Genomic DNA, 22807 nt, shown 5'->3' with positions numbered 1-22807 from the left:
CGTCAGGCCGGTCTGGCCTGACGTTCTCCCAATACATCTTCATCTAACAACTGGCCGACGGCCAATTGCGCTGCGCCGGTCCAGTTGCCGCCAAAGACATTGGCGCGATTGAGCAGGTAATAGAGCTGATAAACGGGCTGTCGCTGCGAGAAACCGTCCGCCAGCGGCCACACAGCCTGGTAGCCATCAAAAATCTCACGCGGAAGATCGGCGTAGTAGCTCAGCATCGCCAGGTCGCATTCACGATCGCCCCAATAACAAGCCGGATCAAAGAGCCAGGGCCCGTTCGCGCTGCCCGCACAGTTGGCTGGCCATAAATCGCCATGCAATAAAGAAGGCTGCGGGTGATGGTTGGCCAGCGCGCGCTGTACGCAATCAACAATCAGTTCGGTATCGCCGTAATGCACGCCTTTTTCCGCTGCTAACTGCAGCTGCCAGCCGATGCGTTGTTCAGCGAAAAACACCGACCAGCGGCGTAGCCAGCTATTAGGTTGTGGTGTGGTCGTGATGTTGTTGTCGAAATCGAGGCCAAATTGCGGTTGCTCGCTCCATTGATGCAGATGCGCTAATTGCTGGCCGAGCTGAAAAGCACTTTGATGATTGAACGGCTCGGGCGAGATGTACTCCAGCAGCAGGAAGCTGGTGTCGCGATCGTTACCGACGCCATACACTTTTGGCACCCGTACGGTCTGCGTGCGCGCTAACAGATCAAGCTGGTCCGCTTCCCAGCTAAATAGGGTGAGCATATCGCGAGTGTTGCATTTAACGAACACATCTAACTCGCCATAACGAATGCGCCATGCCGGATGGACATCGCCGCCGGGCAGTTCCTGACGTTCGGTAATGTCGGCATCGCCGGCGTACTCGCTTAACAGTCGACTAATGGCTGACCACATCGGGTAATCCTCTTTATTCGCTGTGTAAGTTCGATTGTAACGCGCAAAACTTCAGCAAACCTGACGTCGATGCCGTTTTTTGCAATGAGTCAGGATTGTTCTTTCAAAAAAGCTTCCAGCGTCGTGATTTTAACCTCAGGTTTATGTTTCAAGGCAATTTCGGCATAGCCCGCCGCTTGCTCTGCCACTTCACGTTCCTCTAAAGCACTGACGAAACCGAAGCTATTGGTTCCCAGTTCGTGTGGATGGCCGTCATCATCGCTGAGAGTGGTGCTAAATCCAGCATTGATCATTGCACTGTTAACCGACTGGAGGTCACCCAATCCATTTTCTTGATACTTCAACGTGACAATGTAACGTTTGACATCATGGTCGCTCATTATTCACCTCATTGTTATCGAACAGATTTCAGCGTAGACCAGCAGGCAACATAGAGCGAATTTTAGGCGATTTAACGCTGCTAAGTGGAGGGTAAATCTTCGTCAATAAGGTTCGGAAAATTCTTGTGGCTTTTGGGCTGCTATTTAATTAATTGCCTCCTATAATGCGCAGCGAAAATGGGAAGATTCCCATTAAATAAGCGCTTCAGCGACTTTTTAGGCTTTTTTTGTGAGTACATGCTTTTTTACAAAACTTACGCTAAATTGCATTGCTTGGCCGGAGAAACGCTTCAAACTCTTCGTTTTTTAAACTGTCGTACGGGTTACTTTTAATGAAAGCCTTCAACAAGCTGTCCGCTGTTTTATTGCTCTCTGCTGGAGCATTTTGTCACCAGGCATTTGCAGATAACGCCGTTTTCACCTCTATGGATGACCCTTCCACGGCAAAAAAACCGTTTGAAGGCAATCTATCAGCGGGTTATCTGGCTCAAACCGGTAACACCACCAGCTCGTCGCTGAGTGCTGCTACCAATATGACATGGTACCAAACCAATACCGCATTGAGTCTGTGGGGCAACGCTTCGAACAACTCTTCAAATGATGAGCGTTCGTCTGAGACCTACAACATTGGTGGCCGTAGTCGTTATAACCTCAACAGCGCCGATTACCTGTTTGGCCAGGCAAGCTGGTTGAGTGACCGTTTCAACGGTTATGACTCACGCGATGTACTGACTGCCGGTTATGGTCGTCAGATCCTTAACGGTCCTGTTCACTCACTGCGTGCTGAAGTCGGTCCAGGTGTGCGTTACGACGACTTCCATGATGGCGGACATGAAACCAAAGCGCTGGGTTACGGTGCGGTGAGCTATCAATGGCAGCTGACGGATACCACCAAATTTATTCAGGGTGTATCTGTGCTGAGCAGCTTCGGTGAAGACACCACGCTGAACTCAGAAACTGCGCTGCAGGTGGCGATTAATGACCACTTTGCGTTGAAACTGGGTTACAACGTGACCTGGAATAACAATCCGCCAGAATCTGCACCGGATCGTACTGATACCAAAACGACGATCCAGCTCTCATACGCAATGTAAGCGAGCCCGATATAAATCACCGCTGCCAGGCCTGTGCCTCGCGGCGGTTTTTTTTATTTCTCTTTAGCTTAGCGAATCTCTGCACGGGTTTTGATCGGCAGCGAAAGCTGCTATTATCATCGCCGCTTTACATTCCTGGCGTCATTCCGACAACGTGGGTCTGACATTACGCCGGGTTACTTATTACCAAACTGATTGTTGCATGTAGGCTTTCGTGTGGCTTACCACTGCAATTAAGGATATGAAATGCCAGTAATTACTCTTCCTGATGGCAGCCAGCGCAGCTTTGACCGTCCCGTCAGCGTAATGGATATCGCTTTGGATATTGGGCCGGGTTTGGCGAAAGCCTGTATCGCCGGTCGCGTGAATGGCGAATTGGTTGATGCGGTTGATCCGATCACCGAAGATGCTCAGGTAGCGATTATTACCGCTAAAGACGAAGCCGGTTTAGAAATCATTCGTCACTCTTGCGCGCACCTGTTAGGGCATGCGATTAAGCAGCTGTGGCCAAATACCAAGATGGCTATCGGCCCGGTGATTGATAACGGTTTCTATTATGACGTTGATCTGGACCACACCTTAACGCAGGAAGATCTTGAGCTGCTGGAAAAGCGTATGCACCAGCTGGCTGAAAGCAATTACGATGTGGTTAAGAAGAAGGTGAGCTGGCAGGAAGCACGTGATGTGTTTGCTGAGCGTGGCGAAAGCTACAAAACCACCATTCTTGACGAGAACATCAGCCATGACGATCGTCCTGGCCTGTATCATCATGAAGAATATATCGACATGTGCCGCGGTCCGCACGTGCCGAACATGCGTTTCTGCCATCACTTCAAACTGCAGAAAATCTCCGGGGCTTACTGGCGCGGCAACAGCGATAACAAAATGCTGCAGCGTGTTTACGGTACGGCCTGGGCGGATAAAAAGCAGCTGGCTGCTTACTTGCAGCGCCTGGAAGAAGCGGCAAAACGCGACCACCGTAAAATCGGTAAGCAGCTTGATCTCTACCACATGCAGGAAGAAGCGCCGGGCATGGTGTTCTGGCACAATGACGGCTGGACCATCTTCCGCGAGCTGGAAGTGTTTGTGCGTACCAAGCTGAAAGAGTACGACTATCAGGAAGTGAAAGGTCCGTTTATGATGGACCGCGTGCTGTGGGAAAAAACGGGTCACTGGGAAAACTACAAAGAAGCGATGTTCACCACCTCATCCGAGAACCGTGAATATTGCATCAAGCCCATGAACTGCCCAGGCCACGTGCAGATCTTTAACCAAGGTCTGAAATCCTATCGTGACCTGCCGCTGCGTATGGCGGAATTTGGTAGCTGTCATCGTAACGAACCTTCAGGTGCGTTGCATGGCCTGATGCGCGTGCGTGGCTTTACTCAGGATGATGCTCATGTCTTCTGTACCGAAGATCAGGTACGTGATGAGGTGAACAGCTGTATCCGTATGGTATACGACATGTACAGCACCTTCGGTTTTGAAAAAATCGTGGTGAAACTGTCGACCCGTCCGGAAAAACGTATCGGAACCGACGAAATGTGGGACCGTGCGGAAGTAGATTTAGCAGAAGCCCTGAAAGAGAATGAGATTCCATTCGAATATCAGCCGGGAGAAGGTGCATTTTATGGCCCGAAAATTGAGTTTACCCTGTACGATTGCCTCGATCGCGCCTGGCAGTGTGGCACCGTTCAGCTAGACTTCTCCCTGCCTAAGCGTCTGGACGCTACTTATGTAGGCGAAAACAACGATCGCCAGACACCGGTAATGATTCACCGTGCAATTCTCGGTTCGATGGAGCGCTTTATTGGCATCCTGACCGAAGAATTCGCAGGATTCTTCCCGAGCTGGTTGGCGCCGGTGCAGGCTGTGGTGATGAATATCACCGATAGTCAGTCAGAATATGTCAGCGAATTGACAAAGAAATTGCAGAATGCGGGCATTCGTGTCAAAGCAGACTTGAGAAACGAGAAGATAGGCTTTAAAATCCGCGAGCACACATTACGTCGCGTCCCTTATATGCTGGTTTGCGGTGACAAAGAGGTGGAAGCAGGCAAAGTTGCCGTGCGCACCCGCCGTGGTAAAGACCTTGGGAGCATGGACGTAGATGTGTTTGTTGAGAAGCTGCAACAAGAGATTCGCAGCCGACATCTTCACCAATTAGAGGAAACAGGTTATTAAAGGCGGAAAACGAGTACAACCAACACGTCCGAACCGTATCAACGGCGAAATCCGAGCCACCGAAGTGCGCTTAACTGGCGTAGACGGTGAGCAACTTGGCATTGTCACCTTGCGTGAAGCCATTGAGAAAGCTGAAGAAGCTGGCGTAGATTTAGTTGAAATCAGCCCGAACGCCGAACCGCCGGTTTGCCGTATTATGGATTACGGCAAGTTCCTTTATGAAAAGAGCAAGTCTTCTAAGGAACAGAAGAAGAAGCAGAAAGTTATCCAGGTTAAGGAAATCAAATTCCGTCCTGGTACCGATGATGGCGACTATCAGGTCAAACTACGCAACCTGATTCGCTTTCTGGAAGAGGGCGATAAAGCCAAAATCACGCTGCGTTTCCGCGGTCGTGAGATGGCGCACCAGCAGATCGGTATGGAAGTGCTTAACCGCGTCCGTAAAGACCTGTGTGAAGACATGGATTTGGCGATTGTCGAATCCTTCCCTTCGAAGATCGAAGGTCGTCAGATGATCATGGTGCTCGCTCCTAAGAAGAAGCAGTAGGCCTTCAAGTAATAAAACCGCGCAGCGCTTGCGTTGTGCGGATTTTTATTCGCCTATCTGATTCATTTTATTAACAATGCGAAGTGGATATTTGTAAAAATGCCAAAGATTAAAACTGTACGTGGCGCCGCTAAGCGCTTCAAGAAGACCGCTTCTGGTGGCTTCAAGCGTAAGCACGCAAACCTGCGTCATATTCTGACTAAAAAGTCTACTAAGCGTAAACGTCACCTGCGTCCGAAAGGCATGGTGTCTAAAGGCGATCTGGGTCTGGTTATTGCCTGCCTGCCGTACGCATAAGTAAACTTTTTATAAATTTGCCTGAAAACGTTGCGTAACAGCCATTGGCTTGCAGGGTATAAGGCGTCACAGAATATGATATAGGAGAGCTCACATGGCTCGCGTTAAACGTGGTGTAATTGCTCGCGCACGTCACAAGAAAATCTTAAAACAAGCTAAAGGCTACTACGGTGCACGTTCACGTGTATACCGCGTTGCTTTCCAGGCTGTTATCAAAGCTGGTCAGTATGCTTACCGTGACCGTCGTCAACGTAAGCGTCAGTTCCGTCAACTGTGGATCGCACGTATCAACGCTGCGGCTCGTCAGAACGGTATCTCTTACAGCCGTTTCATCAATGGCCTGAAAAAAGCCTCTATTGAAATCGACCGTAAGATTCTGGCTGACATCGCTGTATTCGACAAAGTGACATTTACTGCACTTGTTGAAAAAGCAAAATCAGCTCTGGCGTAAGTCAGTTGAAAAAGGGAGCTTGCTCCCTTTTTTATTGCCTGCAACTCACGCAAAAGATTGACATTTTGGCCGCTGCGCATTTCAATAGTGCGTTTTCTATCATTACCAGGTAACGCAAGCATGCATGCTGCAATTTTCCGTTTCTTTTTTTACTTTAGCGCCTGAACATCAGGGGCTTTTGCGCATTAAGAAAAGAAACGAAAAATCGCGCTGAAAGCCTCCCTCGTGGAGGCTTTTTTGTTTCTGGCGACACTTAATCGGATCACACGATCCCAACGAGAACTGACCAGCCCGGCTGGAAGAAGAGGAAATCATGTCCCAACTCGCAGACCTGGTGGCCCGTGCCACGGCCGCCATCGACGAGGCGGCGGATATCGCTGCTCTGGACGCCGTGCGCGTCGAATTTCTGGGTAAGAAAGGGCACCTGACGCTGCAAATGACCACCCTGCGTGAATTGCCGGCAGAAGAGCGCCCGGCCGCAGGTGCGGTTATCAACGACGCCAAGCAGCAGGTGCAAGACCGTCTCACTGCCCGTAAAGAGACGCTGGAAAGCGCCGAGCTCAACGCGCGTCTGGCTGCCGAAACTATCGATGTGTCATTGCCGGGTCGCCGCGTTGAGAATGGCGGCTTGCATCCGGTGACGCGTACCATCGATCGTATCGAAAACTTCTTTGGCGAATTGGGTTTTGCGGTGGTAACCGGGCCTGAAATCGAAGACGATTATCACAACTTCGATGCATTAAACATTCCGGGCCATCACCCGGCACGTGCCGACCATGACACCTTCTGGTTTGATGCCACGCGTCTGCTGCGTACCCAAACCTCAGGCGTGCAGATTCGTACCATGAAAAATCAGCAGCCGCCAATCCGCATCATCGCGCCAGGACGCGTTTATCGTAACGACTACGATCAGACGCACACGCCGATGTTCCATCAGATGGAAGGTTTGATCGTCGATAAAGACATCAGCTTCACCAACCTGAAAGGCACGCTGCATGATTTCCTGAACAACTTCTTCGAAGAGAATCTGCAAATCCGCTTCCGTCCTTCTTACTTCCCGTTTACCGAACCCTCTGCTGAAGTAGACGTGATGGGTAAAAACGGCAAGTGGCTGGAAGTGCTGGGCTGTGGGATGGTACATCCCAATGTATTGCGCAATGTGGGCATCGATCCGGAAGTGTATTCCGGCTTTGCCTTTGGCATGGGCATGGAGCGTCTCACCATGCTGCGCTACGGTGTGACCGATCTGCGCGCCTTCTTCGAAAATGATTTACGTTTCCTCAAACAATTTAAATAAGGGCAGGTTATCCAATGAAATTCAGTGAACTCTGGTTACGCGAATGGGTAAATCCAGCCCTGGATAGCGCTGCGCTGTCTGAGCAAATCACCATGGCCGGACTTGAAGTCGACGGCGTGGAGCCGGTTGCCGGTGCGTTCCACGGTGTTGTCGTGGGTGAAGTGGTTGAGTGCGGCCAACATCCTAATGCTGACAAACTGCGCGTTACCAAAATCAACGTCGGTGGAGATCGCCTGCTGGATATCGTCTGTGGCGCACCAAATTGCCGTCAGGGTCTGAAAGTCGCGGTTGCCACCGTTGGCGCGGTACTGCCGGGTGATTTCAAAATCAAAGCGGCAAAACTGCGCGGTGAACCCTCTGAAGGCATGTTGTGCTCATTCTCGGAACTGGGTATTTCCGACGATCACAGCGGCATCATTGAGCTGCCTGCCGATGCACCGGTTGGTACCGACATCCGTAGCTATCTGCAGTTGGATGACAACACCATCGAAATTAGCGTGACGCCAAACCGCGCCGATTGCCTCGGCATCATCGGTATTGCGCGTGACGTCGCGGTGCTGAACGGATTACCGTTGACTGCACCGGCCATTGAGCCGGTTAACGCGACCATCGCCGATACGTTCCCGATTCGCGTCGATGCGACCGCCGCGTGCCCACGCTACCTTGGCCGCGTGGTGAAAGGGGTGAATGTAAAAGCCGCCACGCCGTTGTGGATGCGTGAGAAGCTGCGTCGCTGCGGCATTCGCTCAATCGATCCTGTCGTCGATATCACTAACTATGTGCTGCTGGAACTGGGCCAACCGATGCATGCGTTTGACCTCGATCGCATCGAAGGCGGCATCGTGGTGCGCATGGCGAAAGAGGGCGAAGTGCTGACGTTGCTGGATGGCACCGAAGCCAAACTGAGCAGCGATACGCTGGTGATTGCCGATCACCACAAAGCGCTGGCGATGGGTGGCATCTTTGGTGGCGAGCATTCTGGCGTCAACGAAGAGACGCAAAACGTCCTGTTCGAATGTGCCTATTTTGATCCGCTGGCAATTACCGGCCGCGCGCGTCGTCAGGGTCTGCATACCGATGCCTCGCATCGCTACGAGCGTGGCGTCGATCCGGCGCTACAGCACAAGGCGATTGAACGCGCCACGCAGCTGCTGCTGGATATTTGTGGTGGCGAGGCGGGCCCGGTGATCGATCAAACTGACGCCAGTGCACTGCCGCCGCGCGCCACCATTACGCTGCGTCGTGAAAAGTTAGACCGCTTAATTGGTCACGTCATTGCCGACGAGCAGGTGACGGATATCCTGACGCGTCTCGGCTGCGAAGTGACAATCGGCAAGGGTGAATGGCAAGCCGTTGCGCCAAGCTGGCGTTTCGATATGGCCATCGAAGAGGATTTAGTGGAAGAAGTCGCGCGTATTTACGGCTACAACAACATTCCTGATGTGCCGGTTAAAGCCAGCCTGATCATGACTCAGCATCGTGAAGCTGATTTGTCGTTGAAGCGTGCGAAAAATCTGTTGGTCGATAAAGGCTATCAGGAAGCGATTACCTACAGCTTCGTTGATCCGAAGGTACAGCAGTTGCTGCATCCGGGCGAAGAAGCGCTGATTCTGCCAAGCCCCATCTCCAGTGATATGTCGGCGATGCGTCTGTCGCTGTGGACCGGCTTACTAAGTGCGGTGGTGTACAACCAAAACCGTCAGCAGGGGCGTGTACGCCTGTTTGAGAGCGGCTTGCGCTTTGTTCCTGATACACAGGCCGATCTGGGCATTCGCCAGGATCTTATGCTGGCCGGTGTTTTAAGCGGTAATCGCTACGAAGAGCATTGGGATCTGGCGCGTCAGACGGTTGACTTCTATGATTTGAAAGGCGATTTAGAGTCGCTGCTGGATTTGACCGGTAAACTTGATGAGATTTCCTTCCGTGCGGAAGCCAATCCGGCGCTGCATCCAGGACAAAGTGCCGCAATTTATTTACGCGGCGAACGAATCGGATTTATCGGGGTGGTTCATCCAGAGCTGGAACGTAAGCTGGATCTTAACGGTCGCACCTTAGTGTTTGAACTGCTTTGGAATAAGGTCGCAGACCGCGTCCTGCCTGATGCGCGCGAGATTTCCCGCTTCCCGGCAAACCGTCGTGATATCGCCGTTGTGGTGGCTGAAAACGTGCCTGCAGCAGATATCATTGCGGAGTGTAAGAAAGTTGGCGTAAATCAGGTAGTTGGCGTAAACTTGTTTGACGTGTACCGTGGTAAGGGCGTAAACGAAGGCGAAAAGAGCCTGGCGATTAGCCTAATTTTGCAGGATACCAGCCGGACACTCGAAGAAGAGGAGATTGCCGCGACCGTTGCCAAATGCGTTGCGGCATTAAAAGAGCGATTCCAGGCAACCTTGAGGGATTGAACCTATGGCGCTTACAAAAGCTGAAATGTCAGAGTACCTGTTTGAAAAACTCGGGTTGAGCAAACGCGATGCCAAAGAGTTGGTGGAACTTTTTTTTGAAGAGGTTCGCCGCGCGTTGGAAAACGGAGAACAGGTAAAGCTGTCCGGATTTGGTAACTTTGATCTGCGTGACAAAAACCAGCGTCCGGGCCGTAACCCGAAGACGGGGGAAGATATTCCTATCACCGCGCGCCGAGTGGTGACATTCCGTCCGGGACAGAAGTTGAAAAGTCGCGTCGAGAACGCGACACCCAAGGATGCTGACTAATTTCAGTACGACAAAAAGGCCGCTTAGCGGCCTTTTTTTTGCCTGAAAATTGGCCGTTCTGCATGATTTATACATGATGTAAGGATTTCGTAAGTATGCAGAAAATATGACGAAAATCGGGACCCGCTGATAGTGACCGCTGCAAGCTATTTGTTATAACAGCGCCATCACATTACAAGAGGTTTCGCTGATGAAAAAGACAGCACTTTTATTAAGCATCCTATTAGGGATGCCGCTGCTGGCAAGCGCCAACGTGTCCGTTAATATCAATTCGCCGGGCGTTTCGATTCATATCGGCGATCAGGATAAGCGCGGCTACTATTGGGATGGCTACGACTGGCGTGCGCCAACGTGGTGGAAGCAGCATCACAATCAGCGCATTGGCACCAAGGGTCCGCACGGCTACTGGAATGGTAACGGTTGGCAGGCGCAGCATCCGGGCAATGGGTCGCACAAGGAGAATTCGCGTCAGCCGCATCCGCAGCAGCGCCACGATCAGCACGATGATCATCAGCAGCATGATAATCACGGTCAGCCAATTCCCCCGCATCAGTAATGCACTTCCAGCGGCGCCTGCACAGCGCCGCTTTCTTTTTGCTGCAATCCCACTACAATCAAATCTCTGTTTTCTCAGCCAATCTTACCTATGACTCTGCTGGATCAGCTTGCCCGTCAGGCAAATCGCCGCAGTCAGTGCTGGCTCATCGCACTTAGCGTGCTATTAATGCTGCTCATCGGACTTAGCCTGTGTGCCGGTGATAGCTGGATTTCTCCTGGCCAATGGTTTTCGACCCGTGGCGAGCTGTTCGTCTGGCAACTGCGTATGCCGCGCACGCTGGCGGTGCTACTGGTGGGCGCGGCGCTGGCGGTGTGCGGGGTAGTGATGCAGGCGCTGTTTAATAATCCACTGGCTGAACCGGGTTTACTTGGCGTCTCCAACGGTGCAGGCATTGGATTGGTATTAGGCGTGATGCTCGGCAACGGTTCGCTCTGGAGCTTAGCGCTGGCGGCGATGGTGGGAGCCTTACTGATCACGTTGATCCTGCTGCATTTTGCCCATAAACAGCTGTCAGTGAGCCGTTTGCTGCTAACCGGCGTGGCGCTGGGCATTATCTGTAGCGCCATCATGACGTGGGCGGTGTACTTTAGCACCAGTCTCGATCTGCGCCAGCTGATGTACTGGATGATGGGCGGCTTCAGCGGCATTGACTGGCGCTATGGCGGGATGATGCTGGCGCTGCTGCCGGTAACGCTATTGCTGCTAACTACCGTACGAACGCTGAATTTACTGGCGCTGGGCGAAACCTCGGCGCGTCAGTTGGGATTACCTCTGCTGCTGTGGCGCAATCTTCTGGTACTGGCGATGGGATGGCTGGTCGGCGTGAGTGTGGCGATGGCCGGTGCGATTGGTTTTGTTGGCCTGGTGATCCCGCATTTATTGCGGCTGAGTGGGTTTAGCGATCATCGTTATCTGCTGCCCGCCGCGGCGTTGGCCGGTGCGGGTGTGCTACTTGGCGCGGATATCATTGCGCGGCTGGTGCTCACCTCCGCTGAACTGCCAATTGGTGTCGTCACTGCCACGCTCGGCGCGCCGCTGTTTATCGTGTTATTAGTGAAGTCTTCGCGCTAGCTTTGGCTGGCAACTTGTTATCAACAACAGGAATCGACTATGAGCATTTATCAAACAGAACTGGTTACGTTAGACGGCGAAAAAACCACGCTGGCGGAATATGAAGGAAAAGTGTTGCTGGTAGTGAATGTGGCATCAAAATGCGGCCTGACGGCACAGTATGAGCAGCTAGAATCGCTTCAGAAGGCCTGGCAGGATAAGAACTTCAGCGTACTGGGCTTTCCGTGTAATCAATTCCTCGAGCAAGAGCCGGGCAGCAATGAAGAGATTAAAACCTTCTGCAGCACCACATATGGTGTGACCTTCCCGATGTTCGATAAAACCGACGTTAACGGCGAGCATCGTCATCCTTTATATGCCCAATTGACTGCGGCGCAACCGGTGGCGCAACGCCCGGAAGGCAGCGGTTTCCTTGAGAGGATGGAGAGCAAAGGCCGCGCGCCGAAAGCGCCGGGCGACATCCTGTGGAATTTCGAGAAATTCCTCATCAATAAGCAGGGCAAAGTGATTGCGCGCTTCTCGCCGGATATGACGCCAGACGATCCTATTATCCTGAAAAGCATTGAGCAGGCGCTGGCCGGGTAAATGGTATTGCAGTGTCAGGGAGTCAGCGTCCCAGGACGGTTGGCTCCCGTTGACCTGAACGTCAATGCCGGTCAGCTGGTGCATCTGGTCGGGCCGAACGGCGCAGGGAAAAGCACTTTGCTGACTGTGCTTTCTGGCCTGCTATCAAGTCAGGGTACGATTCTGCTGGATGGCAAGCCGCTGTCCGCCATGAGCGGTGCTGCACTGGCGCAGCTGCGTGGCTGGTTGCCACAGCAGCAGATAGCGCCGGGACAAATGCCGGTATGGCACTATTTACGCATGCACGCTGCCACGGAGGCGGTACAAGCGGACGCTATTTTGCACGATGTGTTAGACCAGCTCGGCCTGCAAGACAAATTATTGCGCAGCCTAACGCAGCTTTCCGGCGGGGAGTGGCAGCGCGTACGCCTGGCGGCGGTGGTTATGCAAATTCATCCGCAGCTCAATCCACGCGGGAAAGTATTGCTGCTGGATGAGCCGATGAGTGCACTGGACGTGGCACAGCAGCGGGCTGTTGACAGGTTGCTGGCAGAACTTTGTCACAGCGGTCTGGCGATTGTTGCCAGCGGGCACGATCTCAATCACAGCTTGCGCCATGCCGATCGTGTGTGGTTAATGCACCAAGGCAACGTCGTGCGCCAGGGAAGCGGCAAAGAGGTGTTAACCGCAGCCCAATTAGCGCCGCTCTACCAAACCACGTTTGAGCAAATCGATACCCCACAAGGGCCGCTGCTGTTTATTCCCTGAGACCTTATTGCACGCTGAGGCGCTTTGCCGCTAAAGTGTTTGCCGAGCGAGGGATGAAGGAAAACACTGATGCGGCTACTGATTTTTATTCTGGCACTGTTGTTGGCGGGCTGTAGCCATCACGCGCCGCCACCCAATGGTCGCCTGTCTGACTCCATCACCGTCATTGCCCAACTTAACGATCAGCTGAGCCGCTGGCGGGGAACGCCGTATCGTTATGGCGGTCTTAGTCGCGGTGGCGTCGATTGTTCTGGCTTTGTCTATCTCACTTTCCGCGATAAATTTGATATGCAGCTGCCGCGCTCAACGATCGATCAGACCGATATTGGTACGCGCATCGACAAGGATGAACTGCTGCCAGGCGATTTGGTGTTCTTTAAAACCGGCAGCGGTGAAAATGGTTTGCATGTGGGTATTTATGATACAGACAATACCTTTATTCACGCCTCTACCAGCCAGGGTGTGATTCGCTCTTCGCTGGATAATGTTTACTGGCGTAAAGTATTTTGGCAGGCGCGTCGCATCTAAACGCGGTTTACTTGTGCGTTAAAAGGCGCGAAAAAAGAAAGGTTATCCCACCCTGAATTAATTCCGAATTGTGCCGATATTTAACTATCATTTAAAATGGCACTTTACCCGCCATTGATTTAATACTAAAAATAAAGCTAAGTTTATTTAATTGGTATGGACATTAACCCCGGCTATTTGGCTTAAGTGTTATTTACGGCTTAAAACAGCGTAATAGTACAAAAAACGTCTTCTCTTCTAACGTTTGGTCCTATTGCCTGACTGTTTTCGTTGATATACGATGCGCTAATTGCCACTGCCTCTGGCTTGTAAAATGAAAGTCCATTTATCTGCCGACTATCAGTCGGAAACCTGGTTTTATCCAGCATACTCTCCGACGGGCCAACTGACCGCGGTGGAGCTGGTTACGCAATTTGTTCATGATAGCGCGCCTATTACGCTGCCTCAGGATCTGCTGTTGCCACAGTTAGATGATGCTCAGCAATTGCGTTTGCTCCAGAGCCAGCTTTCATTGCTGGAAAAGTACCGCGACTTTTTTGAGCTTAATCAAATTATCGCTTTGGTTCGTATTGATGATTCGATGGCAAATACGCTTTTATCCAGCGAGTTTTTGTTAAGGAAATTCAAACAAATTTCTTTTCTTGTTTTAGATATCAGTGAAGCATTTCCACAATTATCATTGGGTAAAGAGCAACCGTTGCTCGCGGCTTTACAGCGGGAATTCCGCTTATCGCTTTCTCAATTTGGTGCAGGAAAAGCACCGGCAACCGCGGTGTACGATAATCTGTTTAGCGTGCTAAAACTGGATAAAACCTTTATTCAAGAGTTGGCTAAACGTGCATCCTTTACGCCATTTATTCAGACGGTTATCGATAACTTTTCGGATTTCGCCGAGCAAATTATTATTTGCGGCATTGATGATAATTTGATGCTGGAAAAAATGACCACGCTTCGCGGCGCACATCTGCAGGGTAGCCTGTTTCCGGTGGTAAAAGCCGACCGATTAAGCGATCTCATTTATTCCGATCTTAATTTACACACGCCTTCTCAGCAGTAATCCTTTCACCTGTCATCCTGGCAGCGTCAGCGTTACACTCTTCCTTATGTTAAAAACTCAATGCTGGTGCCTTATCTAAGTGCACCTTCAGGAGTATCGATGCAATTTACGAATAGCTGGCAGCAAGAATTAGCTGGATTCTACACCGCACTGGACCCAACGCCGCTGGCGGGAGGACGACTGTTTTACCACAATGCTGCGCTGGCAAAGGAGATGGGGTTAGATGATGCTCTGTTTCAGGGCAGCGGTCATGGCGTGTGGTCAGGACGTGAAATGCTGCCGGGTATGTCGCCGCTGGCGCAGGTCTACAGTGGCCATCAGTTTGGCGTCTGGGCCGGACAGTTGGGTGATGGACGCGGTATCTTACTCGGCGAGCAACAGCTGGCGAATGGACGCAAGCTTGATTGGCACTTGAAAGGCGCGGGGCTAACGCCTTATTCGCGTATGGGTGACGGACGCGCCGTCATCCGCTCCAGCGTGCGCGAGTTTCTCGCATCAGAGGCGTTGCACCACCTTGGCATTCCTACCACGCGTGCGCTGGCATTAGCGATTGGTGATGAGCCCGTACTGCGTGAAACCCAGGAGCGCGGCGCGATGCTAATGCGTATCGCCGAGAGCCATTTGCGTTTCGGCCATTTTGAACACTTTTATTACGGCGGCGAGCAGGACAAGGTACGCATGCTGGCGGATTACGCTATTCGCCATCACTGGCCCCACCTGCAGGATGAGGCCGATCGCTACCTGCTGTGGTTTACCGATATCGTTAAACGCACGGCCGGATTAATAGCACTTTGGCAAAGCGTTGGCTTTGCGCATGGCGTGATGAATACCGATAACATGTCGATTCTTGGCTTGACGCTGGATTATGGGCCTTATGGATTCCTTGACGACTATCAGCCCGGTTACATCTGCAATCACAGCGATTACCAGGGGCGCTACGCCTTCGAAAATCAGCCAATGATTGGTCTGTGGAATCTGAATCGCCTGGCTCACGCGTTATCCGGCCTGATGACCACCGAGCAGCTCAAGCAGGCACTAAGCCATTATGAAAGCGAGTTGATGCGCGTTTGGGGTGAGAAGATGCGTGCCAAACTCGGTTTGCTGACCGCGGAGAGTAACGACAACACCATCCTGACCGGCTTGCTGGCGCTGATGACGGCAGAGCGCAGCGATTACACGCTGACTTTCCGCATGCTTAGCGAGACGCAGCAGGATGAAACCCGCTCGCCGCTGCGTGATGAGTTTATCGACCGCGCCGCTTTTGATGGCTGGTATAGCGATTACCGCCAGCGCTTGTTACGCGATCAGGCTAGCGACGAGCAGCGTCAGGCGGTGATGAAGGCGGCCAATCCAGCGCTGGTATTGCGCAATTATCTGGCGCAGCAGGTGATTGAAGAGGTAGAGAAAGGTGAAACGGGCGCATTAGAAAAGCTGCATAACGCACTGCAACAACCCTATAGCGATGCGGCCGTGAGCGCGGAGCTGCGCCAACGGCCGCCTGAGTGGGGCAAAACGCTTGAGGTAAGTTGTTCGAGCTAGGCGTTAATTAAAGCGGCTGTCGACTGCGGCAGCCAGTTTCTCCAGCACCTCAGCGCTCTCTTCCCAGCCGAGACACGGATCGGTGATTGACTGACCATAGATCAGCGTTTCGCCGCTGACCACTTTCTGGTTCCCTTCCTGCAGGAAACTCTCAATCATCACGCCCGCGACCGCTCGTGAACCGGCGCGGATTTGCGCCGCCACATCATCGGCGACATCCCGTTGGCGACGATGCTGTTTCAGGCAGTTGCCATGGCTGAAGTCGATCACCAGCTGTTCTGGCAGATTGAAATCGCGCAGGTTGGCCGCCGCCGCCGCCACGTCTTCAGCGTGATAGTTTGGCTGACGACCGCCGCGCAGAATGACATGACCATGTGGATTGCCGCTGGTTTGATAAATGGTCATCTGACCGTTTTTATCCGGCGACAGGAACATATGACTGGCGCGCGCGGCGCGAATCGCATCAACCGCGATTTGCACGTTACCATCGGTGCCGTTTTTGAAACCCACCGGGCAAGAGAGCGCTGAAGCCATCTCACGGTGTATCTGGCTTTCAGTGGTGCGAGCACCAATGGCGCCCCAGCTAATCAGGTCGGCAATAAACTGGCCGATCACCATATCCAGGAATTCGGTGGCGGTCGGCATGCCCAGCGCGTTGATATCCAACAGCAGTTTACGTGCGATAGCGATGCCGCGATTCACATCGTAGCTGCCATCCAGATCGGGATCGGAAATAAGACCTTTCCAGCCAATCACGGTACGCGGTTTTTCGAAGTAGGCGCGCATCACGATCTCTAGCCGATCCTGATGACGTTCACGCAGTTCATTCAGACGTTTAGCGTATTCAATCGCTGCTTTAGGATCGTGTAGCGAGCAGGGGCCAATAATGACCAGCAAACGCGTATCTTCGCCGGTCAGAATACGTGCAATACGTTGACGGGCCGCAGTAACGTTGGCGGCGATTTCCGCCGAAATAGGATGTTCATGCGCGAGCGCAGCTGGAGTCAGCAGGCTGCCGATGCGCGCAGTGCGCAGTTCATCAGTCTTGTTCATTCGGATTCTCAAAAAATGGTTCTTCGCAGCGGTGAAATACCGGGAAGTGATGGTGATCACAATAAACCATTAGCCTGCGAATTCAACCTGCTAAAAACAAAGGTCTTAAAACAAGACGGAAGCCAGGCTTTACGATCGTAATACCGATGAGGTCATCATAAATGGCGACCCTACGTTTACAGAGCTGGGTTTTCGTAGGGTGCGCATTCATGCGCACCTGCATAATCAGGCAATGATTTGCTTAAGTGAGCAGCATTACGCCATAAATGGCGACCCTACAGAAGGCAGTTAATACATGCTACGACTCAGGCCCATGATATCGAGGATTTTGGTGGCAATCTCTTCCACCGAATAGTTGGTACTGTTGAGGTAACGAATTTGGTTGGTGCGGAAGAGCGCTTCTACTTCTCCCACTTCCAGACGACATTGGCGCAGCGAAGCGTAACGAGTATTTTCCGCACGCTCCTGACGAATCGCTTCCAGACGTTCCGGATCGATAGTTAATCCAAACAATTTATGCTGATGCGCACGCAGCGCCGGCGGCAGCTTCAAATTGTCCATATCATCGGCGATAAACGGATAGTTAGCGGCCCGCACGCCAAACTGCATCGCCAGGTACAAGCTGGTGGGCGTTTTACCGCAGCGCGACACGCCAAGCAAAATTACCTGTGCATCTTCAAGGCCGCGCAGGGAAATGCCATCGTCATGCGCGAGGGTATAGTCGATTGCCGCGATGCGCGCGTCATATTTGCCAAGGTTACTGGCAGTCAAACCATGCGTACGGTGCGCCACCGGCATCGAAGCCACACCTAATTCGCTTTGTAACGGTGCCACCAACGCTTGAACGATATCCTGACAAAAGCCTTCGCTCTCCAGGATAATTTCACGCACATCGGGCGTGACAATCGAAAAGAATACCAGCGGCCGCACGCCGCTCTGCTGATAGAGTGCATTAATCTGCGCTTTCACGGCTTGTGCACGCTGAACATTCTCCACAAAGGGTAGCGTGACGCTGTTGGTGATAACCGGGAACTGTGAAAGCACCGCGTGCCCCAGCACTTCGGCAGTGATGGCGGTACCATCAGAAATGTAGAAGACGCTACGTTCAGTGCTCATAGTCTGCTTAACCCTCATGTCTATAAATGACAGATATCATCAACCTTACTATTTCATTTTAAAGTGATAAGAAATGAAATATCCATACTGTTTACTGCTCGTTGGCGAAAATGAGCACGTTGATAATCAATATTAGATGAAATGCTGTTTTGAAAAGCGTTATTTTCGCGCATTTTCTTTTTCGCGCATGAAATAAAGTTTGCAGGCGTTGCGCAACGTAAATCAATGGCTAACCCTCTGAAAAAGGGAAAAATAACGATATAGCAGTTTGTTAGCGTTAAATCGGCCGTTTGCGCAACATCATTAATTCTGGGTACTAATCCTATTTTGCCGCTCTTTTCCTGCTTTAACGATTCAACACTTAGTCTTTATTTATGGGTTGTGCCAAGCTATTTCTGCGAATAGCAAAATGTTCCATATGTGAACCAATCATTTAAAAGGATAATCTCAATGTCCATTCAAGACCAACAGTCGCTAGTGCTCTGGTACAACCAGCTTGGCATGCATGATGTTGATCGGGTGGGGGGCAAGAATGCTTCCCTCGGAGAAATGATTACGAATTTGTCGTCGCTGGGTGTTTCCGTTCCCAACGGTTATGCGACCACATCTTACGCGTTTAATCTGTTTCTCGATCAAAGCGGACTGAACCAGCGCATTTATGATTTGCTGGATAAAACGGATGTTGATGATGTTGCTGAGCTCGCGCAAGCGGGTAAACAGATTCGTCAATGGGTGGTGGACACGCCATTCCAGCCTGAGCTGGAAGCGGCGATTCGCAGTGCCTACGAACAACTCTCTGCTGATGATGCCGAAGCCTCCTTCGCTGTGCGTTCGTCGGCCACCGCCGAAGATATGCCCGATGCCTCATTTGCCGGTCAGCAGGAGACTTTCCTGAACGTGCAGGGCTATGACGCGGTGATTATCGCGGTTAAGCACGTATTTGCTTCCTTATTTAACGATCGCGCCATCTCTTACCGTGTGCATCAGGGCTACGACCATCGCGGCGTCGCGCTCTCTGCAGGTATTCAACGGATGGTACGATCGGATCTCGCATCGTCCGGCGTGATGTTTACCATTGATACTGAATCGGGCTTTGATCAGGTGGTGTTTATCACCTCGGCGTTCGGTTTGGGTGAGATGGTAGTGCAAGGCGCTGTCAACCCGGATGAGTTCTACGTGCATAAACCGACGCTGGCAGCCAATCGCCCAGCGATTGTGCGCCGTACCATGGGCTCGAAAAAGCTGCGCATGGTCTACGCCGATTCACAGGAACATGGCGAGCAGGTGCGCATTGAAGACGTCGAGCAAGAGCAGCGCGATCGCTTCAGTTTAACCGATGACGAAGTGCAGGCGCTGGCGCGTCAGGCGGTGCTAATTGAGCAGCACTACAAGCGCCCAATGGACATTGAGTGGGCGAAAGATGGCCACACCGGTAAGCTGTTTATTGTGCAGGCGCGGCCGGAAACAGTGCGATCTAACGGTCAGGTGATGGAGCGCTATACGCTGCAAGGCAAGGGCAAGGTCGTAGTAGAAGGACGCGCCATAGGCCATCGCATCGGTGCCGGTGAAGTTAAAGTTATCCATGACATCAGTGAAATGCACCGCATTGAAAAAGGCGATGTGCTGGTCACTGACATGACCGATCCCGATTGGGAACCGATTATGAAGAAAGCCTCAGCGATCGTGACCAATCGCGGTGGACGAACCTGTCATGCGGCCATTATCGCCCGTGAACTGGGCATCCCTGCCGTAGTGGGCTGTGGTGATGCAACCGACCATCTGAAAGATGGTCAGAAGGTGACGGTGTCCTGTGCCGAGGGTGATACCGGTTATGTGTATGGTGAACTGCTGGACTTTGAAGTCACCAGCTCGCAGGTGGATACCATGCCGGATCTGCCGCTGAAAATTATGATGAACATCGGTAACCCCGATCGCGCCTTCGACTTTGCCTGCTTGCCGAACGAAGGTGTGGGTCTGGCGCGTCTGGAGTTCATCATTAACCGCATGATTGGCGTGCATCCGAAAGCGCTGCTGGAGTTCGACCAGCAAACGCCTGAGCTGCAGCAGCAGATTCGCCAGATGATGAAAGGTTTCGATGATCCAATTGAGTTCTACATCGGTCGTCTGACAGAAGGGATTGCCACCCTGGGGGCGGCGTTTGCGCCGAAGCGCGTTATCGTTCGTCTCTCTGATTTCAAAACTAACGAATACGCTAACCTGGTGGGCGGCGAGCGTTATGAACCGGAAGAAGAGAACCCGATGCTGGGATTCCGTGGCGCCGGCCGCTATGTGGCTGACAGCTTCCGCGACTGCTTCAAGCTGGAGTGTGAGGCGGTGAAACGTGTGCGCAATGAAATGGGATTGACCAACGTCGAAATCATGATCCCCTTCGTGCGTACAGTGGATCAGGCCGAAGCGGTGGTTGCGGAGCTGGCGAAAAATGGCCTGAAGCGCGGCGAAAACGGTTTGAAGGTCATTATGATGTGTGAAATCCCTTCAAATGCCTTGCTGGCAGAGCAGTTCCTCGAGCACTTTGATGGCTTCTCGATTGGTTCCAACGACATGACGCAGCTGGCGCTGGGTTTGGATCGCGACTCCGGCGTGGTGTCAGCGCTGTTTGACGAGCGTAATGATGCCGTCAAAGCATTGCTCTCCATGTCCATTAAAGCCGCGAAGAAACAAGGTAAATACGTGGGGATCTGTGGTCAGGGTCCATCTGATCATCAGGATTTTGCCGCGTGGCTGATGGAGCAGGGCATTGACAGCCTGTCCCTCAATCCAGACACGGTAGTAGAGACATGGCTGAGTCTGGCAGAACTGAACGCCGCGAAACACTGATCAAGAGGAATAAAGACACGTTAGAGGTGAATCTAATGTGTTCTTAATGAAATCATTAAGGCCAGCGCTGCTGGCCTTATCTTTTTACGTGAAAAACAGGCAAAAAAAAGCCCATCACAGGGGATGGGCAAAGACTACACACAGCAATTCTTCACTTTACTCAGGGGAATAAGGTTGTTTAGAAATCAGTAGCTTGATTTCAAACATAGGAAACATGTTATTCATCAGGCCTTGTGGCGTCTTTAAGAATCCTCTTATTAGTTTAAAGCTGATAATCTTTCATGGTCATTTTCATCGGTGTACCCCCTTGATTCAGTCCGAAAAATAATCATTCCATTAGCCAAACCCCGCTAAAGCCGCTAAAACATCGTTTTTTCTTAAAAATCGCTTATGAAAAAAAATAATTCCTGCAGGGTAATGACCGATGACGATGAAGTGGCATTAGGCCGGTTAAAGTAAGGCCAATCTAAAGCGGAGAAATTGCAATGTTACTTTGCAGAGCGTAATGCTTACGGGGCGGGGTAAAGCGGGTCGCCATTCACGCGCGGCGACCCTACAACGGTGCGCGACAAAACTTAATGTGGGTGTTCTTCGTGATCGTCAAGCGCTTCGATAGCCGTTTGCATATCATCATCCGGCTCGGGTGCTTCATGCATCCACACCGTTACCAGGCGATAAGAGACCGCCAGCACTACGGGACCAATAAACAGCCCAATCATGCCAAAGGCAATTAAGCCACCAATGACGCCGGAAAGAATCAGGATCATCGGCAAATCCGCGCCCATACGAATCAGTACCGGCCGCAGCACGCTATCCAATGTGCCTACCACGCAACTCCAGACTAATAGCACGGTGCCCCACGTGGTATCACCGCTCCAGTACAGCCAGATAATGGCCGGGACTAACACCACCAGCGGGCCGAGTTGCACCAGACAAGTCAGAATCATCAGCACGGTTAATAATGTGGCATAGGGGATACCGGAAATGGCAAGGCCAATGCCGCCGAGCACGCCCTGTACCAGCGCCGTGACCACCACGCCAAGCGCCACGGCACGAATCGCCTGACCTGCCAGCAGCACGGCGGCATCACCGCGGCGACCACTCATACGGTAAGCAAAATGTCGGATGCCTTGCCCAACTTGCTCCCCGCGCCAATACAGCAGCACGCTGAACAGCAACATTACGACGAGATGCATCATGAAGCGGCCAAAGTGTCCGGCCTGCGCCACAAAGAAGCCGGTAGTACGACCTATATAGGGTTGTACCTGGCTCAACATCGCCGATCCTCCGCCATCCACTAATTTGTGATAGCTCGAATAAAGCTTGTTGCCACCATAAGGAATGTCACGTAGCCAGGCAAAATCGGGCATCACCAAATGGCGTTGCGTTGCCCAGGCGATCACCGGCGCGCTGTTATCAATTAAGCTGCTTACCAGCAGAGCGATAGGAATAATGAACAGCAGTAAGAGCAGTAGCGTCATGGCAATAACCGCCAGCGAGCGTCTTCCCCACATCAGCTGTTGCAGGCGGATCATCAATGGCCAGGTAGCGATCACCACCATGCTGGCCCAGGCGAAGCCCAGAATAAACGGCTGAACCACCCACAGACAGGCGACGATCATGATCAGAATGAACATCAACGAGAACAGCATTTGCGGTAAATCCATACCGCGTTGCAGGCTTTTCATCACAACATTTAACCTCGATTGAATCCTTCAGAGTGGGGCTGAACGGCCCTAATTAATGATGATCTATTTCCGGGAAATTAAACAGGAAAAGCAGCGGCGGCCATGCGCTTTCCTGAAAAAACAGCGTGCGGCAAAAAAGTATGATAAAACCAAGGGCTGAAAAAAATCACG

22 protein-coding genes, 1 other RNA gene and 1 other annotated feature are annotated in these 22807 nt (G+C 52.0%); of the genes, 17 read left to right on the top strand and 6 right to left on the bottom strand.

What is annotated here, in order from left to right; genetic code table 11:
• Positions 1-2: 2 nt before the first annotated feature.
• Complete coding sequence (locus AAGR08_RS10505; RefSeq protein WP_097094125.1) at positions 3-896, bottom strand: fructosamine kinase family protein; 894 nt, start codon at positions 894-896, stop codon at positions 3-5.
• A gap of 89 nt (positions 897-985) precedes the next feature.
• Positions 986-1276: a type V toxin-antitoxin system endoribonuclease antitoxin GhoS gene (ghoS, locus tag AAGR08_RS10500; protein WP_345826828.1), complete on the bottom strand. Its 291-nt coding sequence runs from the start codon at positions 1274-1276 to the stop codon at positions 986-988.
• A gap of 332 nt (positions 1277-1608) precedes the next feature.
• On the opposite strand from ghoS, the gene AAGR08_RS10495 reads away from it, so the two are divergent.
• The 16 genes from AAGR08_RS10495 (at position 1609) to AAGR08_RS10420 (ending at position 15941) form a co-directional block, all read left to right on the top strand.
• Positions 1609-2370 (top strand): DUF481 domain-containing protein, encoded by a 762-nt coding sequence (locus tag AAGR08_RS10495; RefSeq protein WP_097094123.1) that lies wholly within the window; start codon positions 1609-1611, stop codon positions 2368-2370.
• Between the two features lie 246 nt (positions 2371-2616).
• The gene (thrS, locus tag AAGR08_RS10490; protein ID WP_097094122.1) at positions 2617-4554 is read left to right on the top strand and encodes a threonine--tRNA ligase; all 1938 of its coding nucleotides are present in this window, start codon (positions 2617-2619) and stop codon (positions 4552-4554) included.
• A complete protein-coding gene (gene infC, locus AAGR08_RS10485; protein ID WP_036621995.1) occupies positions 4550-5101 on the top strand; it encodes a translation initiation factor IF-3 in 552 nt (183 codons plus the stop codon). Before thrS ends, infC begins: the two co-directional genes overlap by 5 nt.
• Before the next feature lie 99 nt (positions 5102-5200).
• Complete coding sequence (rpmI, locus tag AAGR08_RS10480; RefSeq protein ID WP_004157374.1) at positions 5201-5398, top strand: 50S ribosomal protein L35; 198 nt, start codon at positions 5201-5203, stop codon at positions 5396-5398.
• 94 nt (positions 5399-5492) lie between these two features.
• Positions 5493-5849 carry a 50S ribosomal protein L20 gene (gene rplT, locus AAGR08_RS10475; protein ID WP_007892678.1) on the top strand — a complete coding sequence of 119 codons (357 nt, stop codon included), beginning with the start codon at positions 5493-5495 and terminating at the stop codon, positions 5847-5849.
• Between the two features lie 115 nt (positions 5850-5964).
• Positions 5965-6091 (top strand) — a sequence feature (Phe leader region).
• Positions 5970-6014 (top strand): pheST operon leader peptide PheM, encoded by a 45-nt coding sequence (gene pheM / locus AAGR08_RS10470; protein ID WP_121626058.1) that lies wholly within the window; start codon positions 5970-5972, stop codon positions 6012-6014. Its footprint overlaps the feature before it by 45 nt.
• 71 nt (positions 6092-6162) lie before the next feature.
• Positions 6163-7146 carry a phenylalanine--tRNA ligase subunit alpha gene (gene pheS / locus AAGR08_RS10465; protein WP_007892680.1) on the top strand — a complete coding sequence of 328 codons (984 nt, stop codon included), beginning with the start codon at positions 6163-6165 and terminating at the stop codon, positions 7144-7146.
• Positions 7147-7160: 14 nt separating this feature from the next.
• Positions 7161-9548 (top strand): phenylalanine--tRNA ligase subunit beta, encoded by a 2388-nt coding sequence (pheT, locus tag AAGR08_RS10460; RefSeq protein ID WP_345826827.1) that lies wholly within the window; start codon positions 7161-7163, stop codon positions 9546-9548.
• 4 nt (positions 9549-9552) lie between these two features.
• Entirely contained in the window at positions 9553-9855 is a 303-nt protein-coding gene (gene ihfA, locus AAGR08_RS10455; protein WP_007892687.1) for an integration host factor subunit alpha, read from the top strand.
• A gap of 190 nt (positions 9856-10045) precedes the next feature.
• Positions 10046-10411, top strand: coding sequence for a DUF2502 domain-containing protein (locus tag AAGR08_RS10450; protein ID WP_345826826.1), 366 nt, complete (start codon positions 10046-10048; stop codon positions 10409-10411).
• Positions 10412-10501: 90 nt separating this feature from the next.
• Entirely contained in the window at positions 10502-11485 is a 984-nt protein-coding gene (btuC, locus tag AAGR08_RS10445) for a vitamin B12 ABC transporter permease BtuC (RefSeq protein ID WP_345826825.1), read from the top strand.
• A gap of 39 nt (positions 11486-11524) precedes the next feature.
• A complete protein-coding gene (locus AAGR08_RS10440) occupies positions 11525-12070 on the top strand; it encodes a glutathione peroxidase (protein ID WP_345826824.1) in 546 nt (181 codons plus the stop codon).
• Complete coding sequence (gene btuD, locus AAGR08_RS10435; RefSeq protein WP_345826823.1) at positions 12071-12817, top strand: vitamin B12 ABC transporter ATP-binding protein BtuD; 747 nt, start codon at positions 12071-12073, stop codon at positions 12815-12817. It abuts the gene before it with no gap.
• Positions 12818-12886: 69 nt separating this feature from the next.
• Positions 12887-13345: an NlpC/P60 family protein gene (locus tag AAGR08_RS10430; protein WP_097094116.1), complete on the top strand. Its 459-nt coding sequence runs from the start codon at positions 12887-12889 to the stop codon at positions 13343-13345.
• A gap of 313 nt (positions 13346-13658) precedes the next feature.
• Entirely contained in the window at positions 13659-14402 is a 744-nt protein-coding gene (locus tag AAGR08_RS10425; protein WP_097094115.1) for an EAL domain-containing protein, read from the top strand.
• A 99-nt stretch (positions 14403-14501) separates the two neighbouring features.
• A complete protein-coding gene (locus AAGR08_RS10420; protein WP_345826822.1) occupies positions 14502-15941 on the top strand; it encodes a protein adenylyltransferase SelO in 1440 nt (479 codons plus the stop codon).
• Between the two features lie 3 nt (positions 15942-15944).
• Here the strand turns inward: AAGR08_RS10420 and AAGR08_RS10415 are convergent, their stop codons facing one another.
• Together AAGR08_RS10415 and AAGR08_RS10410 are read right to left on the bottom strand one after the other, a co-directional pair.
• On the bottom strand, positions 15945-16994 hold the full coding sequence (locus tag AAGR08_RS10415) for a 3-deoxy-7-phosphoheptulonate synthase (RefSeq protein ID WP_345826821.1): 1050 nt from the start codon (positions 16992-16994) through the stop codon (positions 15945-15947).
• Positions 16995-17282: 288 nt separating this feature from the next.
• The gene (locus AAGR08_RS10410; protein WP_097094112.1) at positions 17283-18110 is read right to left on the bottom strand and encodes a pyruvate, water dikinase regulatory protein; all 828 of its coding nucleotides are present in this window, start codon (positions 18108-18110) and stop codon (positions 17283-17285) included.
• A gap of 450 nt (positions 18111-18560) precedes the next feature.
• Between AAGR08_RS10410 and ppsA the strand changes: the two genes are divergently transcribed.
• The gene (ppsA, locus tag AAGR08_RS10405; RefSeq protein WP_097094111.1) at positions 18561-20948 is read left to right on the top strand and encodes a phosphoenolpyruvate synthase; all 2388 of its coding nucleotides are present in this window, start codon (positions 18561-18563) and stop codon (positions 20946-20948) included.
• A 99-nt stretch (positions 20949-21047) separates the two neighbouring features.
• On the opposite strand, the gene rprA is transcribed toward ppsA, so the two are convergent.
• Positions 21048-21155: antisense sRNA RprA (gene rprA / locus AAGR08_RS10400), an RNA gene on the bottom strand.
• A gap of 368 nt (positions 21156-21523) precedes the next feature.
• Complete coding sequence (gene ydiK, locus AAGR08_RS10395) at positions 21524-22636, bottom strand: AI-2E family transporter YdiK (protein WP_097094110.1); 1113 nt, start codon at positions 22634-22636, stop codon at positions 21524-21526.
• Positions 22637-22807: the final 171 nt, after the last annotated feature.

This window comes from Pantoea sp. BRR-3P, from assembly GCF_039621635.1.
Classification (GTDB): domain Bacteria; phylum Pseudomonadota; class Gammaproteobacteria; order Enterobacterales; family Enterobacteriaceae; genus Pantoea; species Pantoea floridensis.
The sequence above is the reverse complement of the archived record's forward strand: the minus strand, read 5'-3'. Positions and strand labels throughout refer to the sequence as shown.

Excerpts from the sequence above, each read along its gene's own strand:
- AAGR08_RS10505 (WP_097094125.1), bottom strand. The coding sequence starts at position 896 with ATGTGGTCAGCCATTAGTCGACTGTTAAGCGAGTACGCCGGCGATGCC.
- ghoS (WP_345826828.1), bottom strand. The coding sequence starts at position 1,276 with ATGAGCGACCATGATGTCAAACGTTACATTGTCACGTTGAAGTATCAA.
- AAGR08_RS10495 (WP_097094123.1), top strand. The coding sequence starts at position 1,609 with ATGAAAGCCTTCAACAAGCTGTCCGCTGTTTTATTGCTCTCTGCTGGA.
- thrS (WP_097094122.1), top strand. The coding sequence starts at position 2,617 with ATGCCAGTAATTACTCTTCCTGATGGCAGCCAGCGCAGCTTTGACCGT.
- rpmI (WP_004157374.1), top strand. The coding sequence starts at position 5,201 with ATGCCAAAGATTAAAACTGTACGTGGCGCCGCTAAGCGCTTCAAGAAG.
- rplT (WP_007892678.1), top strand. The coding sequence starts at position 5,493 with ATGGCTCGCGTTAAACGTGGTGTAATTGCTCGCGCACGTCACAAGAAA.
- pheS (WP_007892680.1), top strand. The coding sequence starts at position 6,163 with ATGTCCCAACTCGCAGACCTGGTGGCCCGTGCCACGGCCGCCATCGAC.
- pheT (WP_345826827.1), top strand. The coding sequence starts at position 7,161 with ATGAAATTCAGTGAACTCTGGTTACGCGAATGGGTAAATCCAGCCCTG.
- ihfA (WP_007892687.1), top strand. The coding sequence starts at position 9,553 with ATGGCGCTTACAAAAGCTGAAATGTCAGAGTACCTGTTTGAAAAACTC.
- AAGR08_RS10450 (WP_345826826.1), top strand. The coding sequence starts at position 10,046 with ATGAAAAAGACAGCACTTTTATTAAGCATCCTATTAGGGATGCCGCTG.
- btuC (WP_345826825.1), top strand. The coding sequence starts at position 10,502 with ATGACTCTGCTGGATCAGCTTGCCCGTCAGGCAAATCGCCGCAGTCAG.
- AAGR08_RS10440 (WP_345826824.1), top strand. The coding sequence starts at position 11,525 with ATGAGCATTTATCAAACAGAACTGGTTACGTTAGACGGCGAAAAAACC.
- btuD (WP_345826823.1), top strand. The coding sequence starts at position 12,071 with ATGGTATTGCAGTGTCAGGGAGTCAGCGTCCCAGGACGGTTGGCTCCC.
- AAGR08_RS10430 (WP_097094116.1), top strand. The coding sequence starts at position 12,887 with ATGCGGCTACTGATTTTTATTCTGGCACTGTTGTTGGCGGGCTGTAGC.
- AAGR08_RS10425 (WP_097094115.1), top strand. The coding sequence starts at position 13,659 with ATGAAAGTCCATTTATCTGCCGACTATCAGTCGGAAACCTGGTTTTAT.
- AAGR08_RS10420 (WP_345826822.1), top strand. The coding sequence starts at position 14,502 with ATGCAATTTACGAATAGCTGGCAGCAAGAATTAGCTGGATTCTACACC.
- AAGR08_RS10415 (WP_345826821.1), bottom strand. The coding sequence starts at position 16,994 with ATGAACAAGACTGATGAACTGCGCACTGCGCGCATCGGCAGCCTGCTG.
- AAGR08_RS10410 (WP_097094112.1), bottom strand. The coding sequence starts at position 18,110 with ATGAGCACTGAACGTAGCGTCTTCTACATTTCTGATGGTACCGCCATC.
- ppsA (WP_097094111.1), top strand. The coding sequence starts at position 18,561 with ATGTCCATTCAAGACCAACAGTCGCTAGTGCTCTGGTACAACCAGCTT.
- ydiK (WP_097094110.1), bottom strand. The coding sequence starts at position 22,636 with ATGAAAAGCCTGCAACGCGGTATGGATTTACCGCAAATGCTGTTCTCG.